Origin of the sequence: Mycobacterium hackensackense, from assembly GCF_025822555.1 — a bacterium.
GTDB classification, from domain to species: Bacteria; Actinomycetota; Actinomycetes; order Mycobacteriales; family Mycobacteriaceae; genus Mycobacterium; species Mycobacterium fluoranthenivorans.
The window spans coordinates 493150-517536 of the sequence record NZ_JACKUC010000030.1 but is presented as its reverse complement, the minus strand read 5'-3'; the positions used below and the strand labels follow the sequence as shown (position 1 = coordinate 517536).

The window sequence follows — 24387 nt, the reverse complement described above, 5'->3', positions numbered from 1 at the left end:
TCGCCCCGGCATGACCGCCCCCATCTGGATGGCCCTGCCACCCGAGGTCCATTCGGCGCTGCTCAGCAGTGGCCCGGGACCGGGGTCCTTGCTCGCCGCCGCGGGGGCCTGGCAATCTCTCGGTGCCGAATATGCGTCCGCGGCAAGTGAACTCAGTGCCACGCTGGGCTCCGTCGGCGCTGGCTCGTGGCAGGGGCCCAGCGCCGAGCAGTACATCGTCGCGCACCAGCCGTACCTGATGTGGCTGGCGCAGGCCGCCGCCGACAGTGCGGTCGCGGCGGCACAGCACGAGACGGCCGCGGCCGCCTACAGCACCGCGCTGGCCACCATGCCCACGCTCGCCGAACTGGCCGCCAACCACGTGGTGCACGGAGTGCTGCTGGCCACGAACTTCTTCGGTCTCAACACCATTCCCATCGCGGTGAACGAAGCCGACTACGTCCGGATGTGGATCCAGGCGGCCACGGTGATGAGCGGATACCAGGCGGTGTCGGCGGCGACCGTGGCGGCCACGCCGACACTGCAGCCGGCACCGATGCTGCTCGCCCCGGGTGTCGGCGAGGCGGGTGCCGCCACCGCGACGGCCACCCAGTCGGCGGCACAGGCGCAGGCCGTGAATTCCGGTACAGCGCTGGATAGTTCGAACTCCATCGTCAGCTACCTCGAGCAGTACATCAAATCGCTGCCGGGCGGAGATCTGATCTGGGATTTCCTGCAGAACCCGTTAGGGACCACCCGGCAGATCATCCTCGACTTCCTGACCAACCCGGCCGGGGCACTCGTGCAGTGGGGGCCGCTGCTGGCCGCTCTGCTCTACCAGGCGATCCTCCAGCCGGTGGGGTGGGGAACCTGGATCGGGGTGGCGATCGCGCCGTTCCTGCTCCCCGTGCTGGCCGGCGTCGGCCTGGCCATGCTCGGACTGCTCGCCCTGCTCCCGCAGCCCGATGTGCCGGTCGACACGACACCCGCACCGGCTCCGCAACGGTCCGACCAACCCAACGTCTGGCCGGTGGCCGGCGTGGCCCCGACCATCAGCACGCCCACGGGATCCCCTGCAGCGGCGCCGGCCGGAACGGCCCCGGCGAGCGCACCGGCGCCGGCGCCGGCCGCGGCGACCACCGTCGCCTATGTGGTGCGCGGCGGTGACCCGGGCGAAGGGTTCACACCGGTGATCCGCGACCAATCCGCCGCCAAGGCGCCGGCTTCGGGTTCGGCGGCCGCGGTGGGCTCCGCGGCAGCGGTCTCGGCAGCGGAACGGCGCAAACGCCGCCGCAAGAAGGAAGCCGAGATCAAGGACTTCGCGTACGCCGACGAATACCTGGACTACGACGAAGGCGAACAGCGCCCACCCGCCCCACACCGATCCGACCCGGCGGTACGTGCCTCTGCCCGTGGGGCCGGGCCGATGGGCTTCACCGGCACGCTGGACGGTGAGACGGAGAGAACCGCGGCCGCCGGGCTCACCGAGATGAGCGGCGACCAGTTCGGCGGGGGACCGGTCAATCCGATGCTGCCGGGCAACTGGTCCGCAGAACCTGAAGGGGGACAACGCAACTGAACACAACCGGAGACTGTCACTCCATCTGATCAGCACATCCGAGAGGAAAATCCATGAGCATGCTCGACGCACACATCCCGCAGATCGTCGCCTCTGAGTCGGCGTTCGGCGCCAAGGCCGCGCTGATGCGCAGCACCATCGCGCAGGCCGAGCAGGCCGCCCAGGCCTCACAGGCCTTCCACATGGGCGAGTCCTCGGCCGCGTTCCAGGCCGCGCACGCGCGCTTCATCGAGGTGGCCGCACGGGTCAACGCACTGCTGGATGTGGCCCAGGCCAACCTGGGTGACGCCGCCGGCACCTACGTCGCGCAGGACGCGTCCGCCGCCACCACCTACACCTCCATCTAACCCACCAGCCGACCAGGAGAACCACATGTCGCAGATCATGTACAACTACCCGGCCATGCTGGGGCTCGCCGGCGAGATGGCCGGTTACGCAGGCGCGCTGAACGCGGTGGGCGCCGATATCGCCGCCGAGCAGGCCGCGCTGAGCGGCGCCTGGCAGGGCGACACCGGTATGACGTACCAGGCGTGGCAGGCACAGTGGAACACCAGCATGAGCGAGCTGGTCCGGGCCTACCAGGCGATGGCCAGCACCCACGAGACCAACACCGTCGCGATGAACGCCCGCGATCAGGCGGAGGGCGCCAAGTGGGGATAGATGGCTGCTAACGCGGTCGAGCTGACCGTCGAGCAAGCCTGGTACCTCGCCGAACTGACCGGCTCCGGCTCGTTGCCCTGGGTGCTTGCCATCACGCCGCCCTACAGCGATTCGGCGGCGGCGGCGGGGTTCGCGGCCGATCGTGTCGCCGAGCTCACCGAGCTGGGTGTGCTATCCGGCAGTGGTGCTGTCAACCCCGCTGTCGCCCAGTGGATCCGAGTGAGCTGCCGGGCCCGGCAGTGGCTTGAGATCCGGGTGGTCAGTGCTGACGGCAACATGCTGCGCGGTGTGGTGGGCCGCCAAGGCGAGCGAAGCGACGGGAAGGTAAACCAAGGCGGGCGAAGCGTCGTCGCGCTGCGCAGCGCAGGGCTGGTGACGTTCACCGAGATGGACATCGCGCATCCGCACGACCTGGTGCCGGTACTGACGGCGGGGCTCGCGGCGCGGCGTGCGGCCGACTTCGACGAGTTCACCGTCCCCATGCGGGCCGGGGCGCGAGCCGACGAGAGGCTGCGAGGAGGCACCGAGCTCACCGAAGTCGTTGAACACCTGGGCATCCCGCCTTCGGCGCGGGCGGTGGTGGAGGCGGTCTTCACCGGGCCGCGCACGTATGCCGAGATCGTCGCAGGCGAGAACCGCGACGGGTACCGGATGAGCACCGAGGTGGGGGTCGCCGTCGTCGACTGCACCGCGGGCCGCCTGTTGGTCCACCCCACCCAGGCGTTCGACGGGGAGTGGGTGTCGACCTTCACGCCCGGGCACACGTCGGCCATCGCGGCCGCGGTGGACCGGTTGACCACTTCCCTGCCGGGGGGCTCATGGTTTTCTGCGCCCGCCGGCAGCGACCAGATTCCCGCCACCCTGCTCCACAGAGATTTCGACCAGAGAACGGAAAACCGATGCCCGACAACACTGTGATGCCGATCGTGCGGGTGGCCGTGCTGGCTGACTCCGGCCGGCTCACCGAACTGGCGTTGCCGGCCGAGCTGCCGCTGCGCGAGATCATCCCGGCCGTACAGCGCACCGTGCTACCCGCCGACGACGATCGCGAAGGCACGCCCGCCCGGCTGAGCCTCGCGCCGATCGGCGGAGCGCCGTTCAGCCTGGATGCCACCCTGGACACCGTCGGGGTGGTCGACGGTGACCTGCTGGCCCTGCAGCGGATTCCGGCTGGCCCCGCAGCCCCGCGCATCATCGAGGACATCGCCGACGCGGCCGTCATCTTCTCCGCTGCACGCGAACGAGCCTGGGGTGCCGCCCAGATTCAGCGTGCTGCCGGTGCCGCGGTGATCGCGCTGCTGCTGCTGGCCACGGCGCTGGCCGCGACCTTCCGCGTCAGCACCGGGCATGCCGGCGGGCTGTTCACCCTTGCCGGTGTCGCCGTCGCGACCGTCCTGGCAGCCTTGGTGGCCCGGGCACGATCCCGCGGATTCGGTACCGCGTTGGCGGTGACGGCGCTCGTTCCGGTGGCCGCGGCCTTCGCGCTGGCGGTTCCCGGCGAGTTCGGCGCCGCGCAGGTACTGCTCGCGGCGGCCGGTGTGACCGCCTGGTCGATCATCGGCATCGTCGTGTTCGAGCGTGCCATCGCGACCTTCACCGCGGCCGCGGTCACCGGCTTCGGAGTGCTGCTGTTCGCCGCGCTGGGCAGCGTGTGGGAGCTGACCGATACCAGGATCGGCTGCGGCTTGATCGTGTTGGCGCTGCTGGTCACCGTGCAGGCCGCGCAACTGGCGGCATTGTGGGCCCGGCTGCCGGTCCCCGTCATCCCGGCTCCGGGCGACCCGACCCCGTCGGCTCAGCCGTTGCGGGTGCTGGAGGATCTGCCGCGCCGGGTCCGCGTCACCAACGCACATCAGACCGGCTTCCTGGCGGCCGGGGTGGTCCTGTCGGTGGCCGGCTCGGTGATCCTGGTCGGTGGCCCCGCGGTGTCGCCGTGGGCGTGGGTACTGGTGGTCGCCGCGGCGGCGGGCACGGCGTTGCGTGCCCGAGTATGGGATTCGGCCGCCTGCAAGACCTGGCTGCTGAGCCATTCGTTCCTGGTGACCGCCGTGCTGCTCGTCATCCTTCTGGTCGCCGGCCGCTATACCGCGGCGTGGTGGGCCCTCGGCGTGCTCACCGTCCTGGTGGCCGCCTGGGTGCTGGTGGCGCTCAATCCGCGGATCGCCGCACCGGAGACCTACTCGCTGCCGGCCCGGCGCCTGCTCGGATTCGTCGCCGCCGCGGTGGACGCTTCGGTGATCCCGCTGGCCGCCTACCTGCTGGGTATGTTCGAATGGGTCCTGAATAGGTGACCGGATTGCGTGTCGGTTCGGCAGTGCTCGGCGTCATCGGGGCGGTGGCGTTGCTGGTCAGTCCCTCCGCGGGCGCCATCACCCCGCCGGCGGTCGATGATCAGATCGCGCCGCCGTCGGGTGCCGCGGGTCCGGTGCAGGCGATGGCCCTGCGCAGTCCCTGCGTGACCACCGGTGTGCTGCCCGGTGGCGATCCCGCCGCGGTGAACCCGAACCCGTTGGCACTCAACCTGTCCGATGCCTGGAAGTACAGCCGCGGTGACGGGCAGACGGTGGCCGTCATCGACACCGGCGTGCACCCAGGGCCCCGGCTGCCCAATGTCGAAGCGGGCGGCGACTTCGTCGAATCGACCGGCGGCCTGACCGACTGCGACGGTCATGGCACCTTGATCGCCGGGTTGATCGCAGGCCAGCCCGGTCCCGACGGATTCTCCGGTGTCGCGCCCGGCGCCACCCTGTTGTCGATCCGCCAGACCTCCGCGCACTACTCACCGGCGCAACAGGGTGAGGATCCCGCGATCACCCGGGCCACCATCGACATCGCCACCCTGGCCCGCGCGGTGGTGCGGGCGGCCGACCTGGGCGCTCGGGTGATCAACATTTCCGCGGTGACCTGTGTGCCCGCCGACAGCACGGTCGACCAGTCCGCTCTCGGCGCGGCCCTGCGTTACGCGGCAGTGCAGAAGGACGCCGTCATCGTCGCGGCCGCCGGTAACAGCAGCTCCACCACCGGTACCGGAACATCCTGCACGACAAACCCATTGACGGACCCCGCCCGACCGGGTGACCCGCGCAACTGGGGCGGCGTCACGTCGGTGTCCATCCCGTCCTGGTGGCAGCCCTATGTGCTGTCGGTGGGCGCGTTGACCGGCGCCGGCGCGCCGGCACCGTTCAGCATGGCCGGGCCGTGGGTCGGTATCGCCGCACCCGGACAGGACATCATCTCGGTGAGCAACGGTCCCGACGGCGGACTGGCCAACGGAATACCCAATGCCAAAGGTGAATTGGCGCCGCTGCGCGGCACGAGTTACGCCGCGGCCTATGTGTCCGGGGCGGCGGCGCTGGTGCGCGCCCGATTCCCCGAGTTGACCGCTGAACAGGTGATACGCAGACTGACCGTGACCGCCCACGGCGCCGACCGATCACCGTCGAACCTGGTGGGCGCGGGCAGTATCGACCCGGTGGCGGCACTGACCTGGGATGTCCCCGGCCCGGGAGGTGCGGCTCCCACGGCGAAAACCGTTGCGGGACCGCCCGTCCCCGCACAGAAGGACCTCACTCCGCGGACCGTCGCGTTCATCGGCACCGGCGCGCTTGCGCTGCTCGTGCTGGTGGTGGCCGCGATCACCGCCCATCGACGGAAGGACAAAGCCGCATGACGGCCCGACTCACCCTGGCGCTGCTCTTCATCGTTCCGGCCGCGCTGGCCTATCCGTGGCAGACCGTCACCTCACGCTGGGTGCTCGGTGCGGCGGTCGCCGTGGTGGTCATCGTGTTCGCCTGGTGGCGTGGTGAATTCGTCACCACGCTGCTGGGCCGGCGGTGGGCGATCATCGGCCGTCGGATCCGCACGGCGCAACCGGCTGCCGCGCCCGTCGACCGCGCCTCCATTCTGCTGCGGATCGAGGCCTCCGACGTCGATGAACTCCCGGTGCCGCTGATCGCCGGCTATGCCGATCGCTACGGTCTACGCTGCGACAAGGTGCGGATCACCAGCCGCGATGTCGACGGCCGGCGGCAGACCTGGGTTGGGCTGACCCTGGCCGCCCAGGACAATCTGGCCGCGCTGCAGGCTCGTTCGGTGCGAATCCCCCTGTATGACACCGCCGAGATCGTATCCCGCCGCCTGGCCGATCACCTGCGGGAAAGCGGCTGGACGGTGACCGCCGTCGAAGGCGGCCAGCCGGATCCGGTGCCGGCGGAGGCGAGGGAATCCTGGCGGGCACTGTCCGACGGCGCCGGGTTCGTCTCCGCGTACGCGATTCCGGTGCGGAATCTGCCGGAGGTGCTGGCGTCGGTATGGGCCCATCCCACGCTGGAGACCTGGACCGCCGTCGAGTTCGGCCCCGATACCGCCGCGGCGCTCGTTGCCCTGCGCACCGCGGAGGTGCCGGGCAGTTCGGCGCCGGTGCCGGGGCTGGTCCGGCTGGGCGGTCGGCAGCGCCCGGCTCTGGATGCGCTGAATCTCCATGCCGCACAGCGGCTCGACGGCCATGGCCCGGCCGGCCCGGATCTGGCCGGCAGACTGAGCTGGCCGGCGGGTGCGCTGCAGGCCCGGGTCAGAACATGAACGGGTGTAGGAAACGCGTCATCCGGCGCAGGTAGTCCGGTTGGCTGACGTGCAGGATGTGGTTACCCGGGAACCAGTGGAACGCGCAGCGATCCCAGTGCTTCCACAGGATTTCGGCCTGCTGCGGCGGCGCGAGCCTGTCACCCAGTCCGGCGATGATCAGACGACGGTCCCGGGGTACCAGCGGCTGGTAGTTCAGTGGTGAATGGAACATGGTGGCGGCGTCGGACTTGGCCTTGTCGACGCGGGTGATCCGGTCGCCCAGCGACACCAGCTTGTTGGCGGGGAACCAGTCATCGAACGCCGCTTCCGGGGTGACCACCGGGACGTTCGGGATGACCGCCTGGATGCGGTCGTCGACACTGGCGATGAGCGCCGAGGTGTATCCACCGAGCGACATGCCGGTCAGCGCAATGCGATCGACCCCGGTGTGCTCCAGATAGTCCAGTACCGAACGGAAGTCGTGCACGGCCTGGGCCATCGCCTCGGCGAATCCGGCCATACCATCGGCGAAGTACCCGTATCCGCTGTAGGGCGAACCCTTTTCGGCACGAGGGCCGTGGAACGGCAACGTGTAGAGCAGCACGTCGTATCCGGAGCGGTAGAACCAGGGCAGTGCGAAGAACAGCCCGTTGAGCAGATAGGGCGATCCCATGAAACCGTGGATCACGCACAGCGTCGGGTGCGGTCCGTCCTTGTGCACCCAGTGCTGGGCGTGCACCACGTTGTTTCGGGTGTAACCCCGGCGCTGCTCCCGGAGTGCGGGATTGATCGCCTCGAAACTGCTCTGGAACCGGAGGTTGCGCACCTCGCCGTGCGCCATCCAGGTGGCGACGGGGTTGGCCGGGCGCGAGGACACCCGCGCCGCGGCGGTCGGCGCCGGGAACGACAGTTCCGGATCGTGTTTCGCGGCCAGATCGATGTAGAAGTCCAGCGCGTGCTCCTCGGCGGCCACGCGCGACGGGTGCCGTGCTGCCCCCGCGAGCCGGGGCAGCATGGCCGCGCCGACGATCGAGGCGATCGTGGTGCGCAGCCCGAGATCGGCGATCGCGGAGGCGTCGACGACGAGTTTCTGCTGCCAGGTCAGGTCGACCCGGCGGGGCAGGCCGCGGGCGGTCGCGTCGGCGCCGGCGACATCGGGGACAGGAATCGGAGGGACCGGGGGAGCCTGGAATGGTTCGGTCACGACCCCGATGCTAGCGGCAGCCGGCTCAGCGAAGTCCGAAGATGCGGGCGGCATTGTCGTGGAAGACCCCGCGCAACCAGTCGTCGTCGATACCGGGCAGCCGGGTCAGTGCCGTCATCGCGTCGGCATAGCCGTACGGGATGTTCGGGAAGTCGCTGCCCCAGAGGATCCGGTCGCCGCATCCGCGTAGTCGCGGGTACTCGCGGGCGGGGAAGGGCATGGTCTCCTCCGAGAAGGCGGTGAACGCCATCGTGGTGTCCAGATACACCCCGAAACGTTCGGCCAGGTCCAGGAATTCGGTGTACTCGGGCATGCCCATATGCGCCACGATGAGCCGCAGCCCCGGGTGTCGCTGCAGCAGCGCCCGGACCGGGCCGGGACCGGTGTACGCGCCGGGCTGCGGCCCGGACCCGCAGTGGATGACGATGGGGGTGCCTGCTTCGGCGAGCACACCCCACACGCCGTCGAGCAGCGGATCCGTCGGGTCATAGCCGCCCACCTGCACATGGGCCTTGAACACGCGGGCACCGCCGGCGAGGGCCGCACCGACATATTCGGCCGCGCCGGGTTCCGGGAAGAACGTCGCCGTGGACAGGCAGTCCGGCGTGTCGGCCGCGAACTGTGCCGCCCACTGGTTCAGCCACGCCGCCATCGCGGGCTTGTGCGGATACACCAGTGAGGTGAACGCCAGGACTCCGAACGAGCGCAGCGTCTGCAGGCGGGCTTGCTCATCGCTGCGATAGGTGATGGGCCAGGGCCGCCCCACCAGCGGGCCGGCGGCATCGAAATACTGCCAGACCTTGTCCATGACGTTCTTGGGCATGAAGTGTGTGTGTACGTCGAAGATGCCGGGCAGCCCGAGAGCCTCCCAGATCTGGCGCACCGAAGTCGGTTCGTCCATCGCCTGAGAACATACTCACGGGCTCGAGGGGCACAATCGGGGATGTGTGGAATCCCGACGTGTACCTGGCGTTCGCCGATCACCGCGGCCGCCCGTTCTTCGATCTGCTGTCGCGGGTGGCGGCCGAGAGCCCGAGGCGGGTGGCCGACCTCGGCTGCGGACCCGGCAACCTCACCGCGACCCTGAACCAGCGCTGGCCGGACGCGCAGATCGAAGCGTGGGACTCATCGCCGGAGATGGTGGAGAAGGCGCGCGAGCGCGGCCTGGACGCCAAGGTCGGCGGGATCGAGGACTGGGCCCCGCAACCGGATACCGACGTGGTGGTGTCCAATGCCGCGCTGCAGTGGGTGCCGGGACACCGCGATATCGTGCTGCGGTGGGTGCGCCAGCTGGCGCCGGGATCGTGGCTCGCGTTCCAGGTGCCCGGTAACTTCGACGCCCCCTCGCATGAGGCGGTCCGTGAGGTCGCCAGGCGGGAGCCGTTCGTCGAGGAGCTGCGGGATATGCCGTGGCGGGAGGCCGATGTCGTCGGCACGCCGGTCGAGTACGCCGGCCTGCTCCGCGACGCGGGCTGCACGGTGGACGTCTGGGAGACCACCTACATTCACGAATTGCGCGGTGAGACACCGGTGTTGGACTGGATCACCGGGACCGCGCTGACCCAGGTGAAGGCACGGCTGTCCGGTGACTCGTGGCAGCGGTACCGCAACGAGATCATCCCGGTGCTGGCCGGCGCCTACCCGGTCCGCCCGGACGGCGTCACGTTCTTCCCGTTCCGGCGGATCTTCGTGGTCGCCCAGGTCACTCGCGGTTGAGCAGCGCGATGACCTGTCCGACCAGCTGATCGAGATCGGCATCGGTGGTGTCGACCACGAGATCCGCCGCCTCGGGTGCCTCATACGGGGCGTCAACCCCGGTGAGCCCCTTGAGTTCGCCCGCGTTGGCCCGCGCGTAGAGCCCCTTCGGATCGCGGCGTGCGCACTCCTCCACCGGGGTGGCGACATGGATCTCGATGAACGGCAGCTTGGCGGCGGCGTTGAGCGAACGGGCGATCTCGCGGTCGGATCGCAGCGGTGACACCAGCGCGGCGAGTGCGATGACACCGGCGTCGGCCAGCAGGCGGGTCAGATGCCCGACCCGCCGGATGTTCTCGGTGCGATCACCCGCCGAGAAGCCAAGATCGTCGGAGAGTCCGTGGCGCAGATTGTCTCCGTCCAGCAGGTAGGCCACCCGGCCGGCCTCGACAAGTGCCCTTTCGACTGCCACCGCCAGCGTCGACTTACCCGACGCCGGCAGCCCGGTGAACCAAATGGTGGCGCCGCGCTGACCCGTCTTGCTCCACCGGTAATCGCGGTCCAGCGATGACGGGTGCCACTTGATATCGGAACGGTTGTGACCGCTGGGCTTGACCGCGCGGGCTTCGGTGATGATGCCCGCGCCGACGGTGTCATTGGACACCTCGTCGATCAGGATGAAAGCGCCGCTGTCCCGGTTCTCTTCGTATGGATCTGCCACCACGACCGAGCTGGTCCGCAAGGTCACCGAGCCGATATCGTTGAGTGCCAACTCAACCGGACCGTCGACCTCGTCGAGCGTCTCCGGGTCGAGCTTGGTGTGCAGGTCCTGCACCGTGGCCCGCACGGTGCGGGTGCCCTGTTTGAGAGCCAACCGGTCACCGGCGCGCAACGGGCTGTCCTGGAACCAGCACACGGTGGCGTCGATCTCGCGGGCCAGCACCGGCAGCGCACCGGCTTCTTCCGCGGCGGCGCTGACGAACACGTCACCACGGCCGACGTCGATATCGTCGGCCAATTCGATGGACACCGACAGCGGGGCCACTGCGGTGGTCCGATCGTCGTCGAGAGTGTCGACGACGGTGACGGTGGACCGGGTGCCCGCGGGCAGGCTCACCACGGTGTCGCCGACACTGAGCGTGCCCGCCGACAGCCGGCCGGTGTAGCGGCGGCGCTGTTCGGCCGTCGGGCGCGACACCCACTGGACGGGCAGGCGCAGATTGGCCGGATCCGGATGTGGTGCCGAAAGTTCGACGGCCTCAAGGTATTCCAGGAGTGTCGGCCCCTGGTACCACGGTGTGTTGGTGGACCGCAGCACGACGTTGTCGCCCAATTTGGCGGCGATCGGGATCACCGTCAGTTCGGCTCCGCCGAGCCGGCCGGCGACCAGCTGCAGCTCGCGTTCCACTTCGGCGAAGCGCCGCTGATCGAAATCGACCAGGTCGATCTTGTTGACCGTGGCGACAAAATGCTTGATACCGAGCAGTTTTGCGATTCGGGCGTGGCGGCGGGTCTGGCGCAGCACCCCGGCGCGAGCATCCACCAGCAGAATGGCCACGTGCGCGTTGGACGCGCCGGTGAACATGTTGCGGGTGTACCGCTCGTGGCCGGGTGTGTCGGCGAGGATGTAGCTGCGGGTCTCGGTGGAGAAGAACCGGTAGGCGACATCGATGGTGATGCCCTGCTCACGCTCGGCGCGCAGACCGTCGGACAGCGCCGCCAGGTCGGCCACGCCCTCTTCGTCGGTGACGGCCTCCAGATGATCCAGGGGCAGGCTGTCGGTGTCGTGCAGTAGACGGCCGATCAGTGTGCTCTTGCCGTCGTCGACCGATCCCGCGGTGGTGATCCGAAGCAACTGCCGGGTCGTCGAGCCCGTCTGAGAACCCATCAGAAGTAACCCTCTCGCTTGCGGTCTTCCATGGCCGCCACGGATGTGCGGTCATCGGCGCGGGTCTCGCCCCGCTCGGACACCGTCGCGGCCGAGATCTCGCTGATCACCTGATCGATGCGGGTGGCACGTGAGCGGACGGCGCCGGTGATGGTGAGGTCGCCGACGGTGCGGTAGCGCACCCACTCGACGGCCGCCTTCTCGTCACCGGTCGGCTGGGTGTACTCCGACACCGCGAGCAGGATGCCGTCGCGCTCGAACACCTCGCGTTCGTGGGCGAAGTAGATCGACGGTAGTTCAAGGTTTTCCAGCTCGATATAGCGCCAGATGTCGATCTCGGTCCAGTTCGACAGCGGGAACACGCGGACCTGCTCACCCTTGCGGATGCGGCCGTTGTACAGCGACCACGGCTCGGGGCGCTGGGCCCGCGGATCCCATTGGCCGAATTCGTCGCGGAAACTCAGGATGCGCTCTTTGGCCCGCGCCCGTTCTTCGTCGCGCCGGGCTCCACCGAACGCGGCGTCGAAGCCGCCGGCCTCCAACGCGTCGAGCAGCGTGCGGGTCTGCTGCCGGTTTCGCGAGGCGCCCGGGCCCGGGTCGGCGACGCGGCCGCTGTCGATGGTCTCCTGCACCGAGCCGATGAGCAGCTTGTGACCCTGACCCGTCGTGCGGCGGTCCCGGAACTCGATGACCTCAGCGAAGTTGTGTCCGGTGTCGACGTGCAGCACCGGGAACGGCAGCGGGCCGGGGCGGAATGCCTTCTCCGCCAGCCGCAACAGCACAATGGAGTCCTTGCCCGCGGAGAACAGCAGCACGGGCCGCTGCAACTCGGCGACCACCTCCCGGATGATGTGGACGGCCTCGGCCTCCAGCAGCCGCAACTCATCGACCCGGATCGTGTCGGTGGCAGTGGTCATGTCGGCAGTCCCTCCCGGTGCGCATCCGCGCGGTAGCGGTCAACCCATTCGTCGGATCGTTGATCTGCTTGGCGTTCGAGTACCGGCCGGGGCGCCAGCCGAGGATCCAGGCCCAGTTGCTCCAGCACCGTGGCGACCACCGTGGTGAGGTTGCGCCACAGGTACGGGTAGGAGACGTCGATCGGCTCGACGCCCTCCTCGGCGAACCAGTTGCGCCATCCTTCTTCCTGATCGCGCAACAGCTTCACGACATGCGCGATGCCGCCGGCGTGGTATTCGGCGCGGGCGTCGCGCACCGGGTCGGGCCGGCCGCGCCACACCCGGGTCTGCACCGCACGCCAGAACGACACCGCCTGGGACACCACATCGGGGCGGTAGACGTGGATCAGTACCGGATCGCTGCCGACCACATCGCGAATGGCCGCCAGCAGCCCGTCACCGGAGCGGTTCGGCAGATCCTTGGCGCGGTCCAGCAGCAGCGGCGTCTGATTCCACATCAGCTTGCCGCCCCACACTCCGTTGGGGGTCCGACCGACGGTCTGGATGTAGTCGCGCCAGATCTCGGCGGGGGCAAGATCGGGCTTGCCCTCGACGATCGGGTCGAGCAGGCGCAGGATCGACTCGTCCTCGACATCGGCGAACCATTCGCGCGGCTGCGGCGACATGCTGGTGGTGGGTAGGTACTGGAAGAACTCCTGCGGTTCCCCGGCGACACCCGTGGCGCGCAGGGATTCCACCAGCAGAGTGCTGCCGCTGCGCTGTGAGGCGAGGACCAGATACGCCGTGGGTGTCGTCTGCGAAGACATGCGCGAGAGCCTAACCGGTAGGCGTAAGTGCTGCTCAGAGGGGTTTTTCACTCATCGTGAGTATTAGTCTTGCCGCTCCGCTCGCCGTCGATTCCGCGGTCCGCGGCGATACCGGATCGGCTGGTGACAGGGCGTCCGTGGATGCTCAGATAGGTCTGGGTGTAGCGCTCTGAGATGCGGCTACCGGCGAAATCCGAGGGAATGACGTCATTGGTCTTATGCCGCCAGTCGTCGAGTTTGAGGGCCAGCTCCCCGGCGATCTCCTCGGCCGCCCGGACATCGGAGTCGGTAGCACTCTCGGTGAGCAGATTACGGGTTTCGGTGGGGTCCGCGGTGAGGTCGTAGAGTTCGCGCTCCGGCCGCGGTGCGGCGACCAGCGGGCCGACCGCCTGACCTGGTGGGCTGTCGGCGATATCCCACGGCAGATCCAGCAGCGGACGCGCGGTGTAGTTCTCGATATAGCTGTATTCCTTGGTCCGGATCGCCCGGATCGGATCGAAGGAGTCGTGGTAGGTCTTGGTGGTGTACACCTCGGTGCGGACCTCGTCGCCGGCCGCGGCGCGCAGGTTGTCGGCGTGCGAAAGCCCTTGTACCTCAGTGGGAATCGGCACACTCAGCAAGTCCAACAGGGTCGGGGTGAGGTCGACACCGCTGAACAGGTCGTCGTAGACGCGGGGGGCGATGTTCGCCTCCAGCGGTGGTCGCACGATCAGCGCGATCCCGGTGCCGGCGTCGTACAGCGTGGACTTGGCCCGCGGCAGCGCGGGCCCGTGATCGGTGAGGAACACCACCCAGGTGCTGCGGTCCAGGCCGGTCTCGGCCAGCGTGTCCAGCAGCTCGCCGACGGCGGCGTCGGCCACCGTGATGGAGCCGTAGAAATCGGCGAGGTCCTGGCGGATATCGGGGGTGTCGGGCAGGTAGTCGGGGACGTCCACGCCCGCGGGATCGGCTGGGTCGTAGCGTTCGGCGGGATAGGGCCGGTGCGTCTCGAAGAATCCGGTGGTGAGCAGGAACGGTTCCGGATGCCCCGGGGCGTTCGCCCGGCCCTTGAGCCAGGCCACGGCCCGCTCGACGACGTACTCGCAGTAGGAGTTGGACACGTCGAACTCGTCGAAACCCAGCCGCGCCGGGTAGGAGGTCTCGTGCTGCATGCCGAACAGGGCGGTGTGCCAACCGGACTCGGACAGCAGGGCCGGCAGTGTCCGCACATCCGCGCGGTACTCCCAGCCGTGGTGCGCCAGGCCGAGCAGGCCGTTGCTCTGCGGGTAGCGGCCGGTGAACAGGGATCCGCGCGACGGCGAGCACAGTGGGGCGGTGGCGTGTGCCCTGGTGAACAGGATGCCTTCGGCTGCCAGCTGGTCCAGTCGCGGGCTGCTGACATCGGCATGGTGGTAGGCGCCGAGGTAGCGGCCGAGGTCGTGCCAGTGCACGAACAGCACGTTGTCGCGAGGGGGTCCGTCGGGACGGGGGGAGGTCACAGAGAGTCCTTCATCGGATCAAACACGGAACGGATCACCACGGAACATGGTGCGCCGGCGTTCGGCAACCCTTTCGTGCAAGGGGATATCACTCATTTCCAGGCGAACACCGGCTGCTCGAGCTCGTCGACACGTTCGGAGCTGCCCTGCAGGCACAACCAGCGGACTTGGAGCAACACCGCGCCCGTCGGTGCGTGGATGAGGTCGTTGCCCAGCGGAATCTGCACCACCGGCCGGGGGCTTTCCGGGATGCTGATGTACCGCGGTGAATCGTCGCGCAGCAATTGGTGCAGGCCCACCCGGTAGGCGGCGACCACTTCCTCGGGTGCCGGCCGTAGCTCGAGCCGGCCACCGCCCCACAGCACCACCGGTGTGATGACGTACCCGGACCGGGTGGGGTAGTCGTCGAGCAGGCCGAGCACCGAGGAACCGGGTAGGTCGACGCCGATCTCCTCATGCGTCTCGCGCAGTGCGGCGTCCACCGCCGTCTCGCCGGGGTCCAGCCGCCCACCCGGCAGTGCCCACTGCGCCGCATGGGAATTGAGCCGGGATGCGCGCCGGCACAACACGAAGGCGGCGCCGCCGGACACGTCGACCATGCGGCCGTCCAGACCGGCCTCGGGCATCGGCCGGCCCGCGATCCAGTCGTCGACGGGTGCCGGGTCGACGCGGTCCTCGCCGAGTTCGGAGTCGACCAGCACGACCGCGACCGCGGCATGCCGCTTGGCCGGATCGGTGACACTGCGCCGCTGGTGCCCGGTCAGATTCCGCTGGATGCGCTCCCGCAGCGTCGCGTCATAGGGGAGGGTCACGGGTGGTACGGCACGCCGACGGCACGGAAGACGAACTCCGGCGGGACGTCGTAGGACAGCGTCCGCCGCGGCAACCGGTCCAGTACCTCGTGCGACAGCGTGTCCTTGTAGTGCAGCGACAGGTGTCCGCTGCAGCGTGGATCGACCTGGCCCACGTCGACGTTGATGCGCAGTCCGGTCTCCGAGATGTCGGCGGTCACCGCACCGGATTGTGGTGCATCCCAGCGTTGATCGATGACCCGGCCGGCCAGCTTGGGTACCGAGGACAAGGTGGCCAGCACGCGCTGCGAGGTGAACACCAGCGATCCGGAGTAGCTGCTGACACTGCCCGCGGACCGAAGGCCCGGAACCTTACCCGAGAAGTGCCGGGTCACCGCGACGTATTCGGCCAGATGGATGATCCCTTCGGCCGTCACCGCCGCGCGCAGATCGTCGGGCAGCTTGCCGATGCCGAACAGCTTTCGAAGAACGACGGCCATGAGGCCACACTACGACGACTTGTGCACGTTTACCGGCGCTCGACGCCGGTAAACGTGCACAAATCGCGCGGTTTACTGGGCGGGCAGGACGTGCTCTCCGGTCTTGTCGGTGCTCAGGCACAGCGAGCAGATGAAGCCGTTGCCGGTCGCCGATTTGAGCATGTCGGGCCGCTCGTAATCATGATGGCAGACATGGCATTTGAGGTGATCGTCGGCCGGGTTGCCGTGCTCGTCGAACATCGGCAGGTCGATCTCGTCGCTGGTGCGGCGCAGGTAGTACTTGCCCTTGGTGGCGATGGCGAAGATGGGCGGGAGTACCAGGGCCAGGCCGATCGCCACCAGCGGCGAGTACGGCCGGATGGCCTCACCCAGTCCGCCGAAGAACGCGATGACCGACAGGCCCGCCGCGATCAGCATCGAGCCGAAACCGACCGGGTTGAACGCGTAGAGCATGCCGCGCCGGAACTCGGGCACCTTCGGTGACAACTTGAGCAGGTACTTGTTGAACACGATGTCACTGGCCACCACCACGACCCAGGCCATACCGCAGTTGGCGTAGAAGCCCAGGATCGTGTTGAGGAAGTCGAACATGTTGGCTTCCATCAGGATCAGCGCGATCAGCAGGTTGACACCGAGGAACACCAACCGGCCCGGGTAGGTCTTGGTGACGCGGGTGAACGAGTTGGTCCAGGCCAACGAGCCGGAGTAGGCGTTGGTCACGTTGATCTTGATCTGGCTGATGACCACGAGCACGACGGCCAGGGTCATGGCCAGCCAACCGGGCAGGAAGTTCTGGTAGATCTCCAGGAACTGATGCACCGGCTGGTTGGCGATACCGGCGCTGCCGGCGACGTTGGCGATCAGGTAGACGGCCAGGAACAAACCGACGATCTGCTTGATGGCGCCGAAGATCACCCAGCCGGGGCCGGCCAGGAACATCCACGTCCACCAGCTGCGCTTGTTCTCCGGGGTCTTGGGCGGCATGAACCGCAGGTAGTCGTTCTGCTCGGCGATCTGCGCGATGAGTGACAGGCAGACGCCCGCGGCCAGCAGCGTGGAGCCGATGTCGAAGCCCTTGACCCCGTTCTCACCCTGGTAGGCGAAGAACTGGCCGACTGATTCCGGGTGGCTGATCACCAGGTAGCCGAACGGCGCCACCATCAGGATCAACCACAGCGGGGTGGTCCACACCTGCAGTGTGGACAGCACTTTCATGCCGTAGATGACCAGCGGGAAGATGATGAGTGTGGAGGCCGCGTAGCCCAGCCACAGGGGGATACCCAACCCGAGTTTGAGGCCCTGGGCCATGATCGAGCCCTCGAGGGCGAAGAAGATGAAGGTGAACGTCGCGAAGATGACATTGGTGACGACCGACCCGTAGTAACCGAAGCCGCTGCCGCGGGTGACCAGGTCGAGGTCGATGTTGTAGCGCGCCGAGTAGTAGGCCACCGGGAATCCGGTCAGCATCACCACGACGGCGAAGATGAAGATGCCCCACAGTGCGTTCGTGGTGCCGTAGGAGATGCCGATATTGGCGCCGATGGCGAAGTCGGCCAGGTAGGCGATACCGCCGAGTGCCGAGATGCCGACCACCCGGGTGGACCACTTCCGATAGCTGCGCGGGGCGAAGCGCAGCGTGTAGTCCTCGAGGGTTTCCTTGGTTGCGGTGAGCCGGTCGTCGGGGTCGACGGAAGTGCCGGCCGGCTCGTCCGTGAGCTCTTGTGTCATGGTCAGCAAACTTATGGGGGCTATGTTTCGCCCGTATCACCGTGGCGTTGCCCTCAGACTGCGTCCAGCTGTGGGTGGTAGGACTGATTTGGTGACACGCATGACGAGGTGGGCGGCGGTGCTGGCGGCCGTGAGTGCCGTCGTGTTCATCGTTGTTCTCGTGGCGGTGCTGACTCATGCCGAGTGGCTGGCAACTATGGACGCGGCGATCCTGGATCCGCTGCACCGTTACGGTCTGGACCACCGGGGCTGGGTGCGGGGTTGGACGATTTTCTGCGACGTGTTCCATCCCGGAGTGTTGCGGGTCGTGGGCGGAATCTGCATCGTCGTAGCCCTACTTCGGCGCCGGTTTCGGGTGGCGCTCTTCCTCACACTGTCGGTGGAGTTATCCGGTCTGCTGGTCACCGTGTTGAAGAATGCGGTGCGCCGGCCCCGCCCGTCCTTCGATCTTGCCTATGAGCCGTCCTGGTCCTTCCCGTCCGGGCATGCGCTCGGGGATATGGCCGCCGTGCTGGCACTGACGGTGGTGGCCTGGGACCTGTTGGGGCACCGCCGGCGGACACCGGTGCTCGTCGCGGGCGCGGTGATCGTCATCGGGATCGGGGTCGGGCGGGTGGTGCTCAACGTGCACAACCCCTCCGATGTGCTGGCCGGCTGGGCGCTGGGCTATCTGTGGGTGCTCGGGTGCCTGCCCGTGCTGAGACGAAGGACCGTCACCAGGCCTGTCGACCCAGGGGCCGAAACACCGGCAGCGCTCGGTACAGCACCTTGAACGTGGCCTCCTCGCAGGAGTTCTCCACCTCTCCGTCATGAGCCACCGGTGTCGGTCCGTCGACCGCCACAAAACTGAACTCGGGCACCCGCAACTCGTGGTACAGCGGGCTGCGCACCAGACGTCCCAGCATCAGGGAGGTCAGGACGCGCACCCGGGCGAACCGGCGTCCGGTCTCCAGGATGCGGATATCGATCAGGCCGTCGTCCATCCGGCTGCGCCGGGACGGGGCGAAACCCGACGGCGCGTACACCGAATTGCCGAGGAAGAACAACGAGGTCTGCAGGGTCGTGTTGTCGAACGCGATGCGCACGGCCTGATCGCTGCGCAGCGTGCGCCACAAGGCGTACGCCCCGGCCAGCGGCTTGCCGATCCGGTGTTCGAGCTTCTCCCGGACCCGCACGAACGCCGGGTAGGCGCCGATGCTGGCGGTGTTGATCACGGTATCGGCCTCGTTGAAGCGAATCACGTCCACGTGCGCGGCGTGCCCGTTGCGGATCGCGGACACCGTCGCGGCCACGGTGTCACAGCCGATGTCCTTGGCGAAATGGTTGAAGGTCCCGCCCGGGAACACGGCGAGCGGTAACCCGGCGTCGACGGCGATGCCCGCCGCGCACGACACGGTGCCGTCACCACCGCCGACGGCCAGCACCTCGGCCCGGGCGGCGGCCGCCCGTAACGCGTCGGCGATGTCGTCACCTTCGCCGACCTCCACGATCTCGGCCCGGGGCAGCGCCGCTTTCACCTCGTCGACGACCCGGGCGCCGGTGCCGCTGCCCGAGGCCGGGTTGATGACCAGCACGACGCCTTCGCCGGCCGGGCGGGGCGGAGTGTCCAGGCGCAGCAGTTCCGACGCCGTCGGCGGGGCCTCGACGATCGGCGGGACGATACGGGCACCGAGCACCGCCACGGCCGCGCCGATACCGAATCCGGCGAAGACGTCACCGGGGTAGTGCGCGCCGGTCGCCACCCGGGACAACCCGACGAGCCCGGCGAGCAGGGCCAGCCCGAAACCGAGCGGGGGGCTTTCCAGGCCGACACCCACGGCGAACGCGGCCGCGCTGGCCGAATGTCCCGACGGCAGCGAGTTCGATGTCGGGATGCGCAGGGACCGGCGGATCAGCGGGACCGGCGTGCGATCGGGCCGCGGTCGTTTCCACAACCGCTTGGCACCCTGATTGGTGACCAGACTGGTCACGGCCAGTGTCATCAGGCCGCGGGTGGCCCCGCGCCGCATCGAGGGGGTACCGACCGCGGTCAGCGCGGCGCCGATGCCGATCCAGAGTTTGGAATGGTCGGCCGCGGAGGTCAGCCTGGGCATGACGGAGTCCAGCAGCGGGCTGGGGGATTCGGCGACCGCCTCGAAGATCTCGCGGTCCAGGGTGCCCAAACCCTGGCCGATCTGCTGGAGTCCGCGAGCCCGCCGTCCGATCATCTTTCCAACCTACGCAGCGCGCTCCCTGGCCAAATGCAGTCCGTGTCCAAACCTTGACTTGACCCGCGCGGTGCCGGCTGCAGACGATGGACGGATGCGCCGACTGCTGATGCTGTGTGCGGCGATGCTCCTGTGCGGTGCGGGATCGGTGCCGCCGATGGCCCGCGCGGTGGACACCCCGTGGTTCGCCGATTCCGTCGGCGCCGCGACCCAGGTCATCTCGGTTGTCGGTGTGGGCGGTTCGTCGGCGAAAATGGATGTCTGGCAGCGCACGACGGCGGGCTGGGAGCCGATCGGCGTGGGAATCCCGGCGCATATCGGGGCCAACGGAATGGCACCGCAGACCCACGACGGCGAAATGAAAACGCCGATGGGCATATTCACCCTCGACTTCGCCTTCGGCACGCAGCCCAACCCGGGCGGTGGGCTGCAGTACGTCCAGGTCGGTTCGGATCACTGGTGGGACGGCGATATGAAGAGCCCGACCTACAACACCATGCAGGTGTGCAAGAAGGCGCAGTGTCCGTTCGACACCGACCCGAGCAGCGGTACCGAGAACCTCAAGATTCCGCAGTACGCCCATGCCGTGGTGATGGGCGTGAACAAGGCCAGGGTGCCCGGTAACGGTGGGGCGTTCTTCCTGCACTCCACCGACGGGGGTGCGACGGCGGGTTGCGTCGCGATCGACGACGCCACCCTGGTCAAGATCATGCAGTGGCTGCAGCCGGGCGCGCTGATCGCCGTCGCGAAATAAGTACGCGCGAACCCGTCAGATGTTCAGCGCACGACCGGGTTTCAGGGAGAACTTCAGGCCCTCCAGCGACATCGTGGCGTCGTAGGTGCGGTCATAGGACGTCGCGCTGATCTTCCAGCCGTCCGGTGTGCGGCGGTATCGGTCGTGGTAGAACGCCGCACCGATGAGCATGAAGTTGAAGTCGGGAGCGATGACGCGGTCCTGCAGATACCAGGTCGCCGAGGCTTCGTCGGGTCCGTCGAGGGTGATCTCGGGGTGGTCCACCCGGTGCTCGGTGATGATCTCCGGTCCCAGCGACGTGCGCATGAAGTTCACCAGCGCATCGCGGTCGGTGAAATGCAGTTCGTTGCCCAGGGAGGGCCCGTAGTCGCCCTTGACGTCCTCGGCGAGGGTATCGGCGAAGTCCTCCCAGTGCTTGGTGTCCAGTGCCCGCAGGTACCGGTATTTGACCTGTTTGATCGCTTCGAATTCACCCAAGGTGTCACCCATACCCGACATTGCAGCACACCCGTGGTCCGTCGGATGCCGGTCCGGGCCACGAAGTTCGTCGACACCGTCGTCAAATATCCGTGTGCGCGCCTGGTGTCCGATTCGGTGCCGGCCCTGGTCGGCGCCGGGCCGGCCGAATTGCGCAAACTTCCCCCGCTGCCCCCTGCCCCGGGGGAAGCGGGCAAAGCTGGTTCACAACTGATCCAAAAGTTCAGTGCCGGAACGTAGTTCGAATCGGCGCGGTGTGTCCGTTCGTCGGGGTGGTGGTGGGGCGGCTAAGGTGTGCTCAATATGAGCGACCCCTTGGGGTTGTCGATCGGGACGACCAACCTGGTCGCGACGAGTGTCGGCGGCCAGTCTGTGACCCGACGCGCTGTGCTGACCCTGCCCACGCACGGCACGCCGGCTATCGGCGTGTCCGCAGAAGAGGGCCTGGTACTCACCGGGTTCGTCGAGCGGGTGGGCGACCCGGTACCGCTGGTGGCATCGGATGGATCGTCGTACGCCGCCGACGACCTCCTGGTCGAGGCGCTGGAAGCGATGATCGGTGCCGCCGGGGCGGACCCGGCGCCCCAGACGGCCATCGCCTTTCCCGCGCACTGGACTGCGGCGACGGTGCGGACGTTGCGCGCGGTCATCCGCACCAACCCGGTGCTCGCGCCGAGCGGCACCCCGCCCAGGCTGGTGTCCGATGCGGTGGCCGCGCTGACATCGTTGCGCACCAACCCGGGCCTGCAGGGCGGCGGCCCGGTGGTGCTGCTCGATTTCGGGGGCGGCGGCACCAGTGTCACGCTCGTCGACGCCGGAGCCGCGTTCGAGCCGTTGGACGAGACGCTGCGGGTGACCGAGTTCTCCGGTGATCTGATCGACCAGGCGGTGCTGACGAAGGTGCTGGCAACGGTCGGTGGCGCCGATCCCGCCGCCACCGCCGCGGTCGGACTGCTCGGGCAGCTGCGCGAGGAATGCAGCCACGCCAAGGAGAGACTGTCGTCGGTCACCGCCACCGAGGTGCCCGTGGCGCTGCCGGGTGAGCGGTCGGTGGTCCGGCTCACCCGTGCCGAACTGGAGGAGCTGCTTGCCGAGCCGTTCGCCGAGGTGCTGGCGGCCCTGGATAATCTGTTGCAGCGCAACAGGATCACTTTTTCCGACCTGTCCGCGGTGGCGACTGTCGGCGGTGGCGCGAGCATTCCGCTGATCACCCAACTGCTTTCGGAACACACCCGGATCCCGGTGGTGACCACGGCGCAGCCTGCGCTCGACGCCGCCGTCGGCGCCGCACTTTTCGCCGCCTACGGGGCCGAATCCGATCTGCGCACGGGGATGGCACCGATCTCCGCGGACGCACCCACCGGGCTGGCGCCGGCGGCGCCCGACGCGCCGACGGGACTTGCCGCAGCCGCCCAGGACATCCCGACCGCGCTCGGGCCCGCAAGCGCGGGTGCGGTCGGTGCGCTGGCCTGGTCGCAGGACGATGACGCCACCGGCGAACCGGTCCCGTACGCCGGCGGGGAGATTCCGTATGCCGGCGCAAACCCGTATGGCACGGAGAACCCGTACACGATCGACACCACCACACGGGCTGTGGCACAGCATGTTCCCGGCACGTACGACGATGCGCCGCGGGCCTGGCAGCGACTGCCGATCCTGGTGTTCGCCGGTGCGGGCGTACTGACCCTGGTCGCCCTCGGAGGGGTGGCGATCGCGCTGACCGGTAACTCGGGCACGTCCACTCCTACGCCGACGCCCGCGCCGGCAACCCGGGCGATCACCCCGCCGCCGAGCGCATCGCCGCCAGCTGCGGTGGCGCCGTCGGCCACCGAGGCGCCGCCCCCCGTCCTCACCGTGACCACGGAGCCACCGGCGCCGCCCCCACCACCGCAGACCCAGACCCCGGTGCCGGAGCAGACCGTCACGGTGACCAAGACGTACACCACGCACAGCACGACCACCACGACGACACCGCCGACCACGACGACCACACCGCCGACCACCACCACCGAACCGACCACGACCACCACCGAGACGACCACCACGACCACGACGCCGGCGATGACCACCAGCTACATCAAGGTGCCGTTCCTGCCGGTACCGATCCCGATCCAGGTGCCCAACCGGGGTGAGACCACCCAGACCACCTACCCGTACGCACCGCAGTATCCGAACCAGCCGACCTACCCGTAAGTGCCCGGCTTGCGGTAACCGGTCATTAACGATTGCGCCAGCAACATCACAGGTCGGGTTCAGCCAGCTTGCGGTTCCTGGCAGCACGATCAGGGGCATGAACACTCAAACGTCATGGCATTCGCGGCGCGCGGTTCTCGGCGTGATCGGGGCCGGCGCGATGATCACGCTCGGGGCGCTCAGCGCCACGCACGACGGTGGGGGCTCGGCCAGCATGTTGGCGGGCTCGGGCGATGCACCCGCCAACACGACCTACTCATCCCCGGTCGTGAAGGCCGCCGACATGGGCGCGACGGCCACGTGGGAGGCGCCGTCGAATGTCGAGGCCACCACGATGGCGGTACCTGCGGTGAAGGCTGGACACTGATGAAACGGCTCGCCCTGGGCGTCGGACTTGCCGCCGTCACCGCCGGTGTGGTGGTGGCGATCAGCACCGGAAGTGCCGCCGCGGCGGGTACCGATGTGACCGGCCAGAAGTTCAGTGACGCATCCTCGACGCTCAGCGGTGCCGGTTACACGGTGATCGTGGGCACCACCTTCGGCGACGAGCAGGGCCGCGACGATTGTGTGGTCGTCAACGCGGTGCCGCGGACCGTGCCGGCGCCGGAGAACAGCTCCGGATCGGCCACCAAGGAGATGGTCGTCTCACTGAACTGCGATTCCGGCGCGGCGTCCAACAAGTCGGCGGGCTACTCGATGGGCAGCCCGGAAGGCCGGGCCGCCAAGGCCGCCGAAGAATCGGCGGCGGCGAAGGCGTCTGCGCAGGCGTCCCCGGACTCGGGTGGTCAGTAGGTAGTCAGCCGGGCGGCAGGTCACCCGAACGCATCGATTCCCTGCCGAGGTGCTGTGATCCATTCTGATCCGGCGGTGCGGCTTCTACGGTGAAAAGGTGTGCTGCGGCTCCTCTTCGACACCCCGGTTGTCCACCCGTCGTGAGCTGCTGCGCTACGCAGTGGCCGCCCCGGTGG

General features: G+C 68.4%; 25 protein-coding genes. 14 read left to right on the top strand and 11 right to left on the bottom strand.

What is annotated here, in order from left to right; all coding sequences use genetic code 11:
• The first annotated feature begins 10 nt into the window (after positions 1-10).
• The 7 genes from H7J86_RS11940 to eccE are packed head-to-tail and all read left to right on the top strand — an operon-like array spanning position 11 to position 6799.
• On the top strand, positions 11-1558 hold the full coding sequence (locus H7J86_RS11940) for a PPE family protein (protein ID WP_267291161.1): 1548 nt from the start codon (positions 11-13) through the stop codon (positions 1556-1558).
• 53 nt (positions 1559-1611) lie between these two features.
• Positions 1612-1905: a type VII secretion protein EsxS gene (locus H7J86_RS11935; protein ID WP_167156113.1), complete on the top strand. Its 294-nt coding sequence runs from the start codon at positions 1612-1614 to the stop codon at positions 1903-1905.
• A gap of 25 nt (positions 1906-1930) precedes the next feature.
• A complete protein-coding gene (locus H7J86_RS11930; protein WP_090358481.1) occupies positions 1931-2218 on the top strand; it encodes a WXG100 family type VII secretion target in 288 nt (95 codons plus the stop codon).
• Positions 2219-3136: an ESX secretion-associated protein EspG gene (locus H7J86_RS11925; protein ID WP_267291159.1), complete on the top strand. Its 918-nt coding sequence runs from the start codon at positions 2219-2221 to the stop codon at positions 3134-3136.
• Complete coding sequence (eccD, locus tag H7J86_RS11920) at positions 3118-4509, top strand: type VII secretion integral membrane protein EccD (RefSeq protein ID WP_267291157.1); 1392 nt, start codon at positions 3118-3120, stop codon at positions 4507-4509. Before H7J86_RS11925 ends, eccD begins: the two co-directional genes overlap by 19 nt.
• Complete coding sequence (gene mycP / locus H7J86_RS11915; RefSeq protein WP_372517261.1) at positions 4506-5888, top strand: type VII secretion-associated serine protease mycosin; 1383 nt, start codon at positions 4506-4508, stop codon at positions 5886-5888. Before eccD ends, mycP begins: the two co-directional genes overlap by 4 nt.
• On the top strand, positions 5885-6799 hold the full coding sequence (gene eccE, locus H7J86_RS11910; protein ID WP_267291155.1) for a type VII secretion protein EccE: 915 nt from the start codon (positions 5885-5887) through the stop codon (positions 6797-6799). The genes mycP and eccE overlap by 4 nt, the downstream gene beginning before the upstream one ends.
• On the opposite strand, the gene H7J86_RS11905 is transcribed toward eccE, so the two are convergent.
• A complete protein-coding gene (locus H7J86_RS11905; RefSeq protein WP_372517260.1) occupies positions 6789-8039 on the bottom strand; it encodes an alpha/beta hydrolase family protein in 1251 nt (416 codons plus the stop codon). The genes eccE and H7J86_RS11905 overlap by 11 nt on opposite strands.
• The gene (locus tag H7J86_RS11900; protein WP_267291151.1) at positions 8011-8886 is read right to left on the bottom strand and encodes an amidohydrolase family protein; all 876 of its coding nucleotides are present in this window, start codon (positions 8884-8886) and stop codon (positions 8011-8013) included. Before H7J86_RS11900 ends, H7J86_RS11905 begins: the two co-directional genes overlap by 29 nt.
• A 44-nt stretch (positions 8887-8930) precedes the next feature.
• Here H7J86_RS11900 and H7J86_RS11895 point away from each other — a divergent pair, with 44 nt between their 5' ends.
• Positions 8931-9701: a trans-aconitate 2-methyltransferase gene (locus H7J86_RS11895; protein WP_090358492.1), complete on the top strand. Its 771-nt coding sequence runs from the start codon at positions 8931-8933 to the stop codon at positions 9699-9701.
• On the opposite strand, the gene cysC is transcribed toward H7J86_RS11895, so the two are convergent.
• The 7 genes from cysC to H7J86_RS11860 all read right to left on the bottom strand — a co-directional run bounded on the left by cysC (position 9688) and on the right by H7J86_RS11860 (position 17788).
• Complete coding sequence (gene cysC / locus H7J86_RS11890; protein WP_267291149.1) at positions 9688-11568, bottom strand: adenylyl-sulfate kinase; 1881 nt, start codon at positions 11566-11568, stop codon at positions 9688-9690. The two genes, H7J86_RS11895 and cysC, sit on opposite strands and share 14 nt — an antisense overlap.
• Complete coding sequence (gene cysD, locus H7J86_RS11885) at positions 11568-12485, bottom strand: sulfate adenylyltransferase subunit CysD (protein ID WP_267291147.1); 918 nt, start codon at positions 12483-12485, stop codon at positions 11568-11570. The genes cysC and cysD overlap by 1 nt, the downstream gene beginning before the upstream one ends.
• Positions 12482-13291, bottom strand: coding sequence for a trehalose 2-sulfotransferase (stf0, locus tag H7J86_RS11880; protein ID WP_090358498.1), 810 nt, complete (start codon positions 13289-13291; stop codon positions 12482-12484). Before stf0 ends, cysD begins: the two co-directional genes overlap by 4 nt.
• 47 nt (positions 13292-13338) lie before the next feature.
• On the bottom strand, positions 13339-14769 hold the full coding sequence (locus H7J86_RS11875; RefSeq protein ID WP_267291144.1) for a sulfatase family protein: 1431 nt from the start codon (positions 14767-14769) through the stop codon (positions 13339-13341).
• Between the two features lie 92 nt (positions 14770-14861).
• Positions 14862-15581 carry an NUDIX hydrolase gene (locus H7J86_RS11870; RefSeq protein WP_267291142.1) on the bottom strand — a complete coding sequence of 240 codons (720 nt, stop codon included), beginning with the start codon at positions 15579-15581 and terminating at the stop codon, positions 14862-14864.
• Positions 15578-16060, bottom strand: coding sequence for a hypothetical protein (locus tag H7J86_RS11865; protein WP_267291140.1), 483 nt, complete (start codon positions 16058-16060; stop codon positions 15578-15580). The genes H7J86_RS11870 and H7J86_RS11865 overlap by 4 nt, the downstream gene beginning before the upstream one ends.
• Positions 16061-16132: 72 nt before the next feature.
• Positions 16133-17788, bottom strand: a complete 1656-nt coding sequence (locus H7J86_RS11860; RefSeq protein WP_267291138.1) for a purine-cytosine permease family protein — start codon at positions 17786-17788, stop codon at positions 16133-16135.
• A 100-nt stretch (positions 17789-17888) separates the two neighbouring features.
• Here H7J86_RS11860 and H7J86_RS11855 point away from each other — a divergent pair, with 100 nt between their 5' ends.
• A complete protein-coding gene (locus H7J86_RS11855) occupies positions 17889-18560 on the top strand; it encodes a phosphatase PAP2 family protein (RefSeq protein WP_267291136.1) in 672 nt (223 codons plus the stop codon).
• On the opposite strand, the gene H7J86_RS11850 is transcribed toward H7J86_RS11855, so the two are convergent.
• Positions 18502-19995, bottom strand: coding sequence for a bifunctional phosphatase PAP2/diacylglycerol kinase family protein (locus H7J86_RS11850; RefSeq protein WP_267291134.1), 1494 nt, complete (start codon positions 19993-19995; stop codon positions 18502-18504). The genes H7J86_RS11855 and H7J86_RS11850 overlap by 59 nt on opposite strands.
• A gap of 94 nt (positions 19996-20089) precedes the next feature.
• On the opposite strand from H7J86_RS11850, the gene H7J86_RS11845 reads away from it, so the two are divergent.
• The gene (locus tag H7J86_RS11845) at positions 20090-20749 is read left to right on the top strand and encodes a L,D-transpeptidase family protein (RefSeq protein ID WP_267291132.1); all 660 of its coding nucleotides are present in this window, start codon (positions 20090-20092) and stop codon (positions 20747-20749) included.
• A gap of 15 nt (positions 20750-20764) precedes the next feature.
• On the opposite strand, the gene H7J86_RS11840 is transcribed toward H7J86_RS11845, so the two are convergent.
• Complete coding sequence (locus H7J86_RS11840) at positions 20765-21247, bottom strand: nuclear transport factor 2 family protein (RefSeq protein WP_090358514.1); 483 nt, start codon at positions 21245-21247, stop codon at positions 20765-20767.
• A gap of 24 nt (positions 21248-21271) precedes the next feature.
• On the opposite strand from H7J86_RS11840, the gene H7J86_RS11835 reads away from it, so the two are divergent.
• The 4 genes from H7J86_RS11835 to H7J86_RS11820 all read left to right on the top strand — a co-directional run bounded on the left by H7J86_RS11835 (position 21272) and on the right by H7J86_RS11820 (position 24211).
• On the top strand, positions 21272-21466 hold the full coding sequence (locus tag H7J86_RS11835) for a hypothetical protein (protein ID WP_090358515.1): 195 nt from the start codon (positions 21272-21274) through the stop codon (positions 21464-21466).
• Between the two features lie 63 nt (positions 21467-21529).
• Positions 21530-23419, top strand: a complete 1890-nt coding sequence (locus H7J86_RS11830) for an Hsp70 family protein (RefSeq protein WP_267291130.1) — start codon at positions 21530-21532, stop codon at positions 23417-23419.
• Between the two features lie 97 nt (positions 23420-23516).
• On the top strand, positions 23517-23786 hold the full coding sequence (locus H7J86_RS11825; RefSeq protein ID WP_181953092.1) for a hypothetical protein: 270 nt from the start codon (positions 23517-23519) through the stop codon (positions 23784-23786).
• Complete coding sequence (locus H7J86_RS11820) at positions 23786-24211, top strand: hypothetical protein (protein WP_235683511.1); 426 nt, start codon at positions 23786-23788, stop codon at positions 24209-24211. Before H7J86_RS11825 ends, H7J86_RS11820 begins: the two co-directional genes overlap by 1 nt.
• The last annotated feature ends 176 nt before the right edge of the window (positions 24212-24387 follow it).

Coding starts and splice junctions, on each gene's coding strand:
- H7J86_RS11835 (WP_090358515.1), top strand. CDS start 21,272: ATGCCGGTCCGGGCCACGAAGTTCGTCGACACCGTCGTCAAATATCCG.
- stf0 (WP_090358498.1), bottom strand. CDS start 13,291: ATGTCTTCGCAGACGACACCCACGGCGTATCTGGTCCTCGCCTCACAG.
- H7J86_RS11925 (WP_267291159.1), top strand. CDS start 2,219: ATGGCTGCTAACGCGGTCGAGCTGACCGTCGAGCAAGCCTGGTACCTC.
- H7J86_RS11850 (WP_267291134.1), bottom strand. CDS start 19,995: ATGATCGGACGGCGGGCTCGCGGACTCCAGCAGATCGGCCAGGGTTTG.
- H7J86_RS11940 (WP_267291161.1), top strand. CDS start 11: ATGACCGCCCCCATCTGGATGGCCCTGCCACCCGAGGTCCATTCGGCG.
- H7J86_RS11820 (WP_235683511.1), top strand. CDS start 23,786: ATGAAACGGCTCGCCCTGGGCGTCGGACTTGCCGCCGTCACCGCCGGT.
- H7J86_RS11905 (WP_372517260.1), bottom strand. CDS start 8,039: ATGCCGCCCGCATCTTCGGACTTCGCTGAGCCGGCTGCCGCTAGCATC.
- H7J86_RS11860 (WP_267291138.1), bottom strand. CDS start 17,788: ATGACACAAGAGCTCACGGACGAGCCGGCCGGCACTTCCGTCGACCCC.
- cysD (WP_267291147.1), bottom strand. CDS start 12,485: ATGACCACTGCCACCGACACGATCCGGGTCGATGAGTTGCGGCTGCTG.
- eccE (WP_267291155.1), top strand. CDS start 5,885: ATGACGGCCCGACTCACCCTGGCGCTGCTCTTCATCGTTCCGGCCGCG.
- H7J86_RS11845 (WP_267291132.1), top strand. CDS start 20,090: ATGCGCCGACTGCTGATGCTGTGTGCGGCGATGCTCCTGTGCGGTGCG.
- cysC (WP_267291149.1), bottom strand. CDS start 11,568: ATGGGTTCTCAGACGGGCTCGACGACCCGGCAGTTGCTTCGGATCACC.
- H7J86_RS11930 (WP_090358481.1), top strand. CDS start 1,931: ATGTCGCAGATCATGTACAACTACCCGGCCATGCTGGGGCTCGCCGGC.
- H7J86_RS11855 (WP_267291136.1), top strand. CDS start 17,889: ATGACGAGGTGGGCGGCGGTGCTGGCGGCCGTGAGTGCCGTCGTGTTC.
- H7J86_RS11865 (WP_267291140.1), bottom strand. CDS start 16,060: ATGGCCGTCGTTCTTCGAAAGCTGTTCGGCATCGGCAAGCTGCCCGAC.
- H7J86_RS11900 (WP_267291151.1), bottom strand. CDS start 8,886: ATGGACGAACCGACTTCGGTGCGCCAGATCTGGGAGGCTCTCGGGCTG.
- eccD (WP_267291157.1), top strand. CDS start 3,118: ATGCCCGACAACACTGTGATGCCGATCGTGCGGGTGGCCGTGCTGGCT.
- H7J86_RS11840 (WP_090358514.1), bottom strand. CDS start 21,247: ATGTCGGGTATGGGTGACACCTTGGGTGAATTCGAAGCGATCAAACAG.
- H7J86_RS11825 (WP_181953092.1), top strand. CDS start 23,517: ATGAACACTCAAACGTCATGGCATTCGCGGCGCGCGGTTCTCGGCGTG.
- H7J86_RS11830 (WP_267291130.1), top strand. CDS start 21,530: ATGAGCGACCCCTTGGGGTTGTCGATCGGGACGACCAACCTGGTCGCG.
- H7J86_RS11935 (WP_167156113.1), top strand. CDS start 1,612: ATGAGCATGCTCGACGCACACATCCCGCAGATCGTCGCCTCTGAGTCG.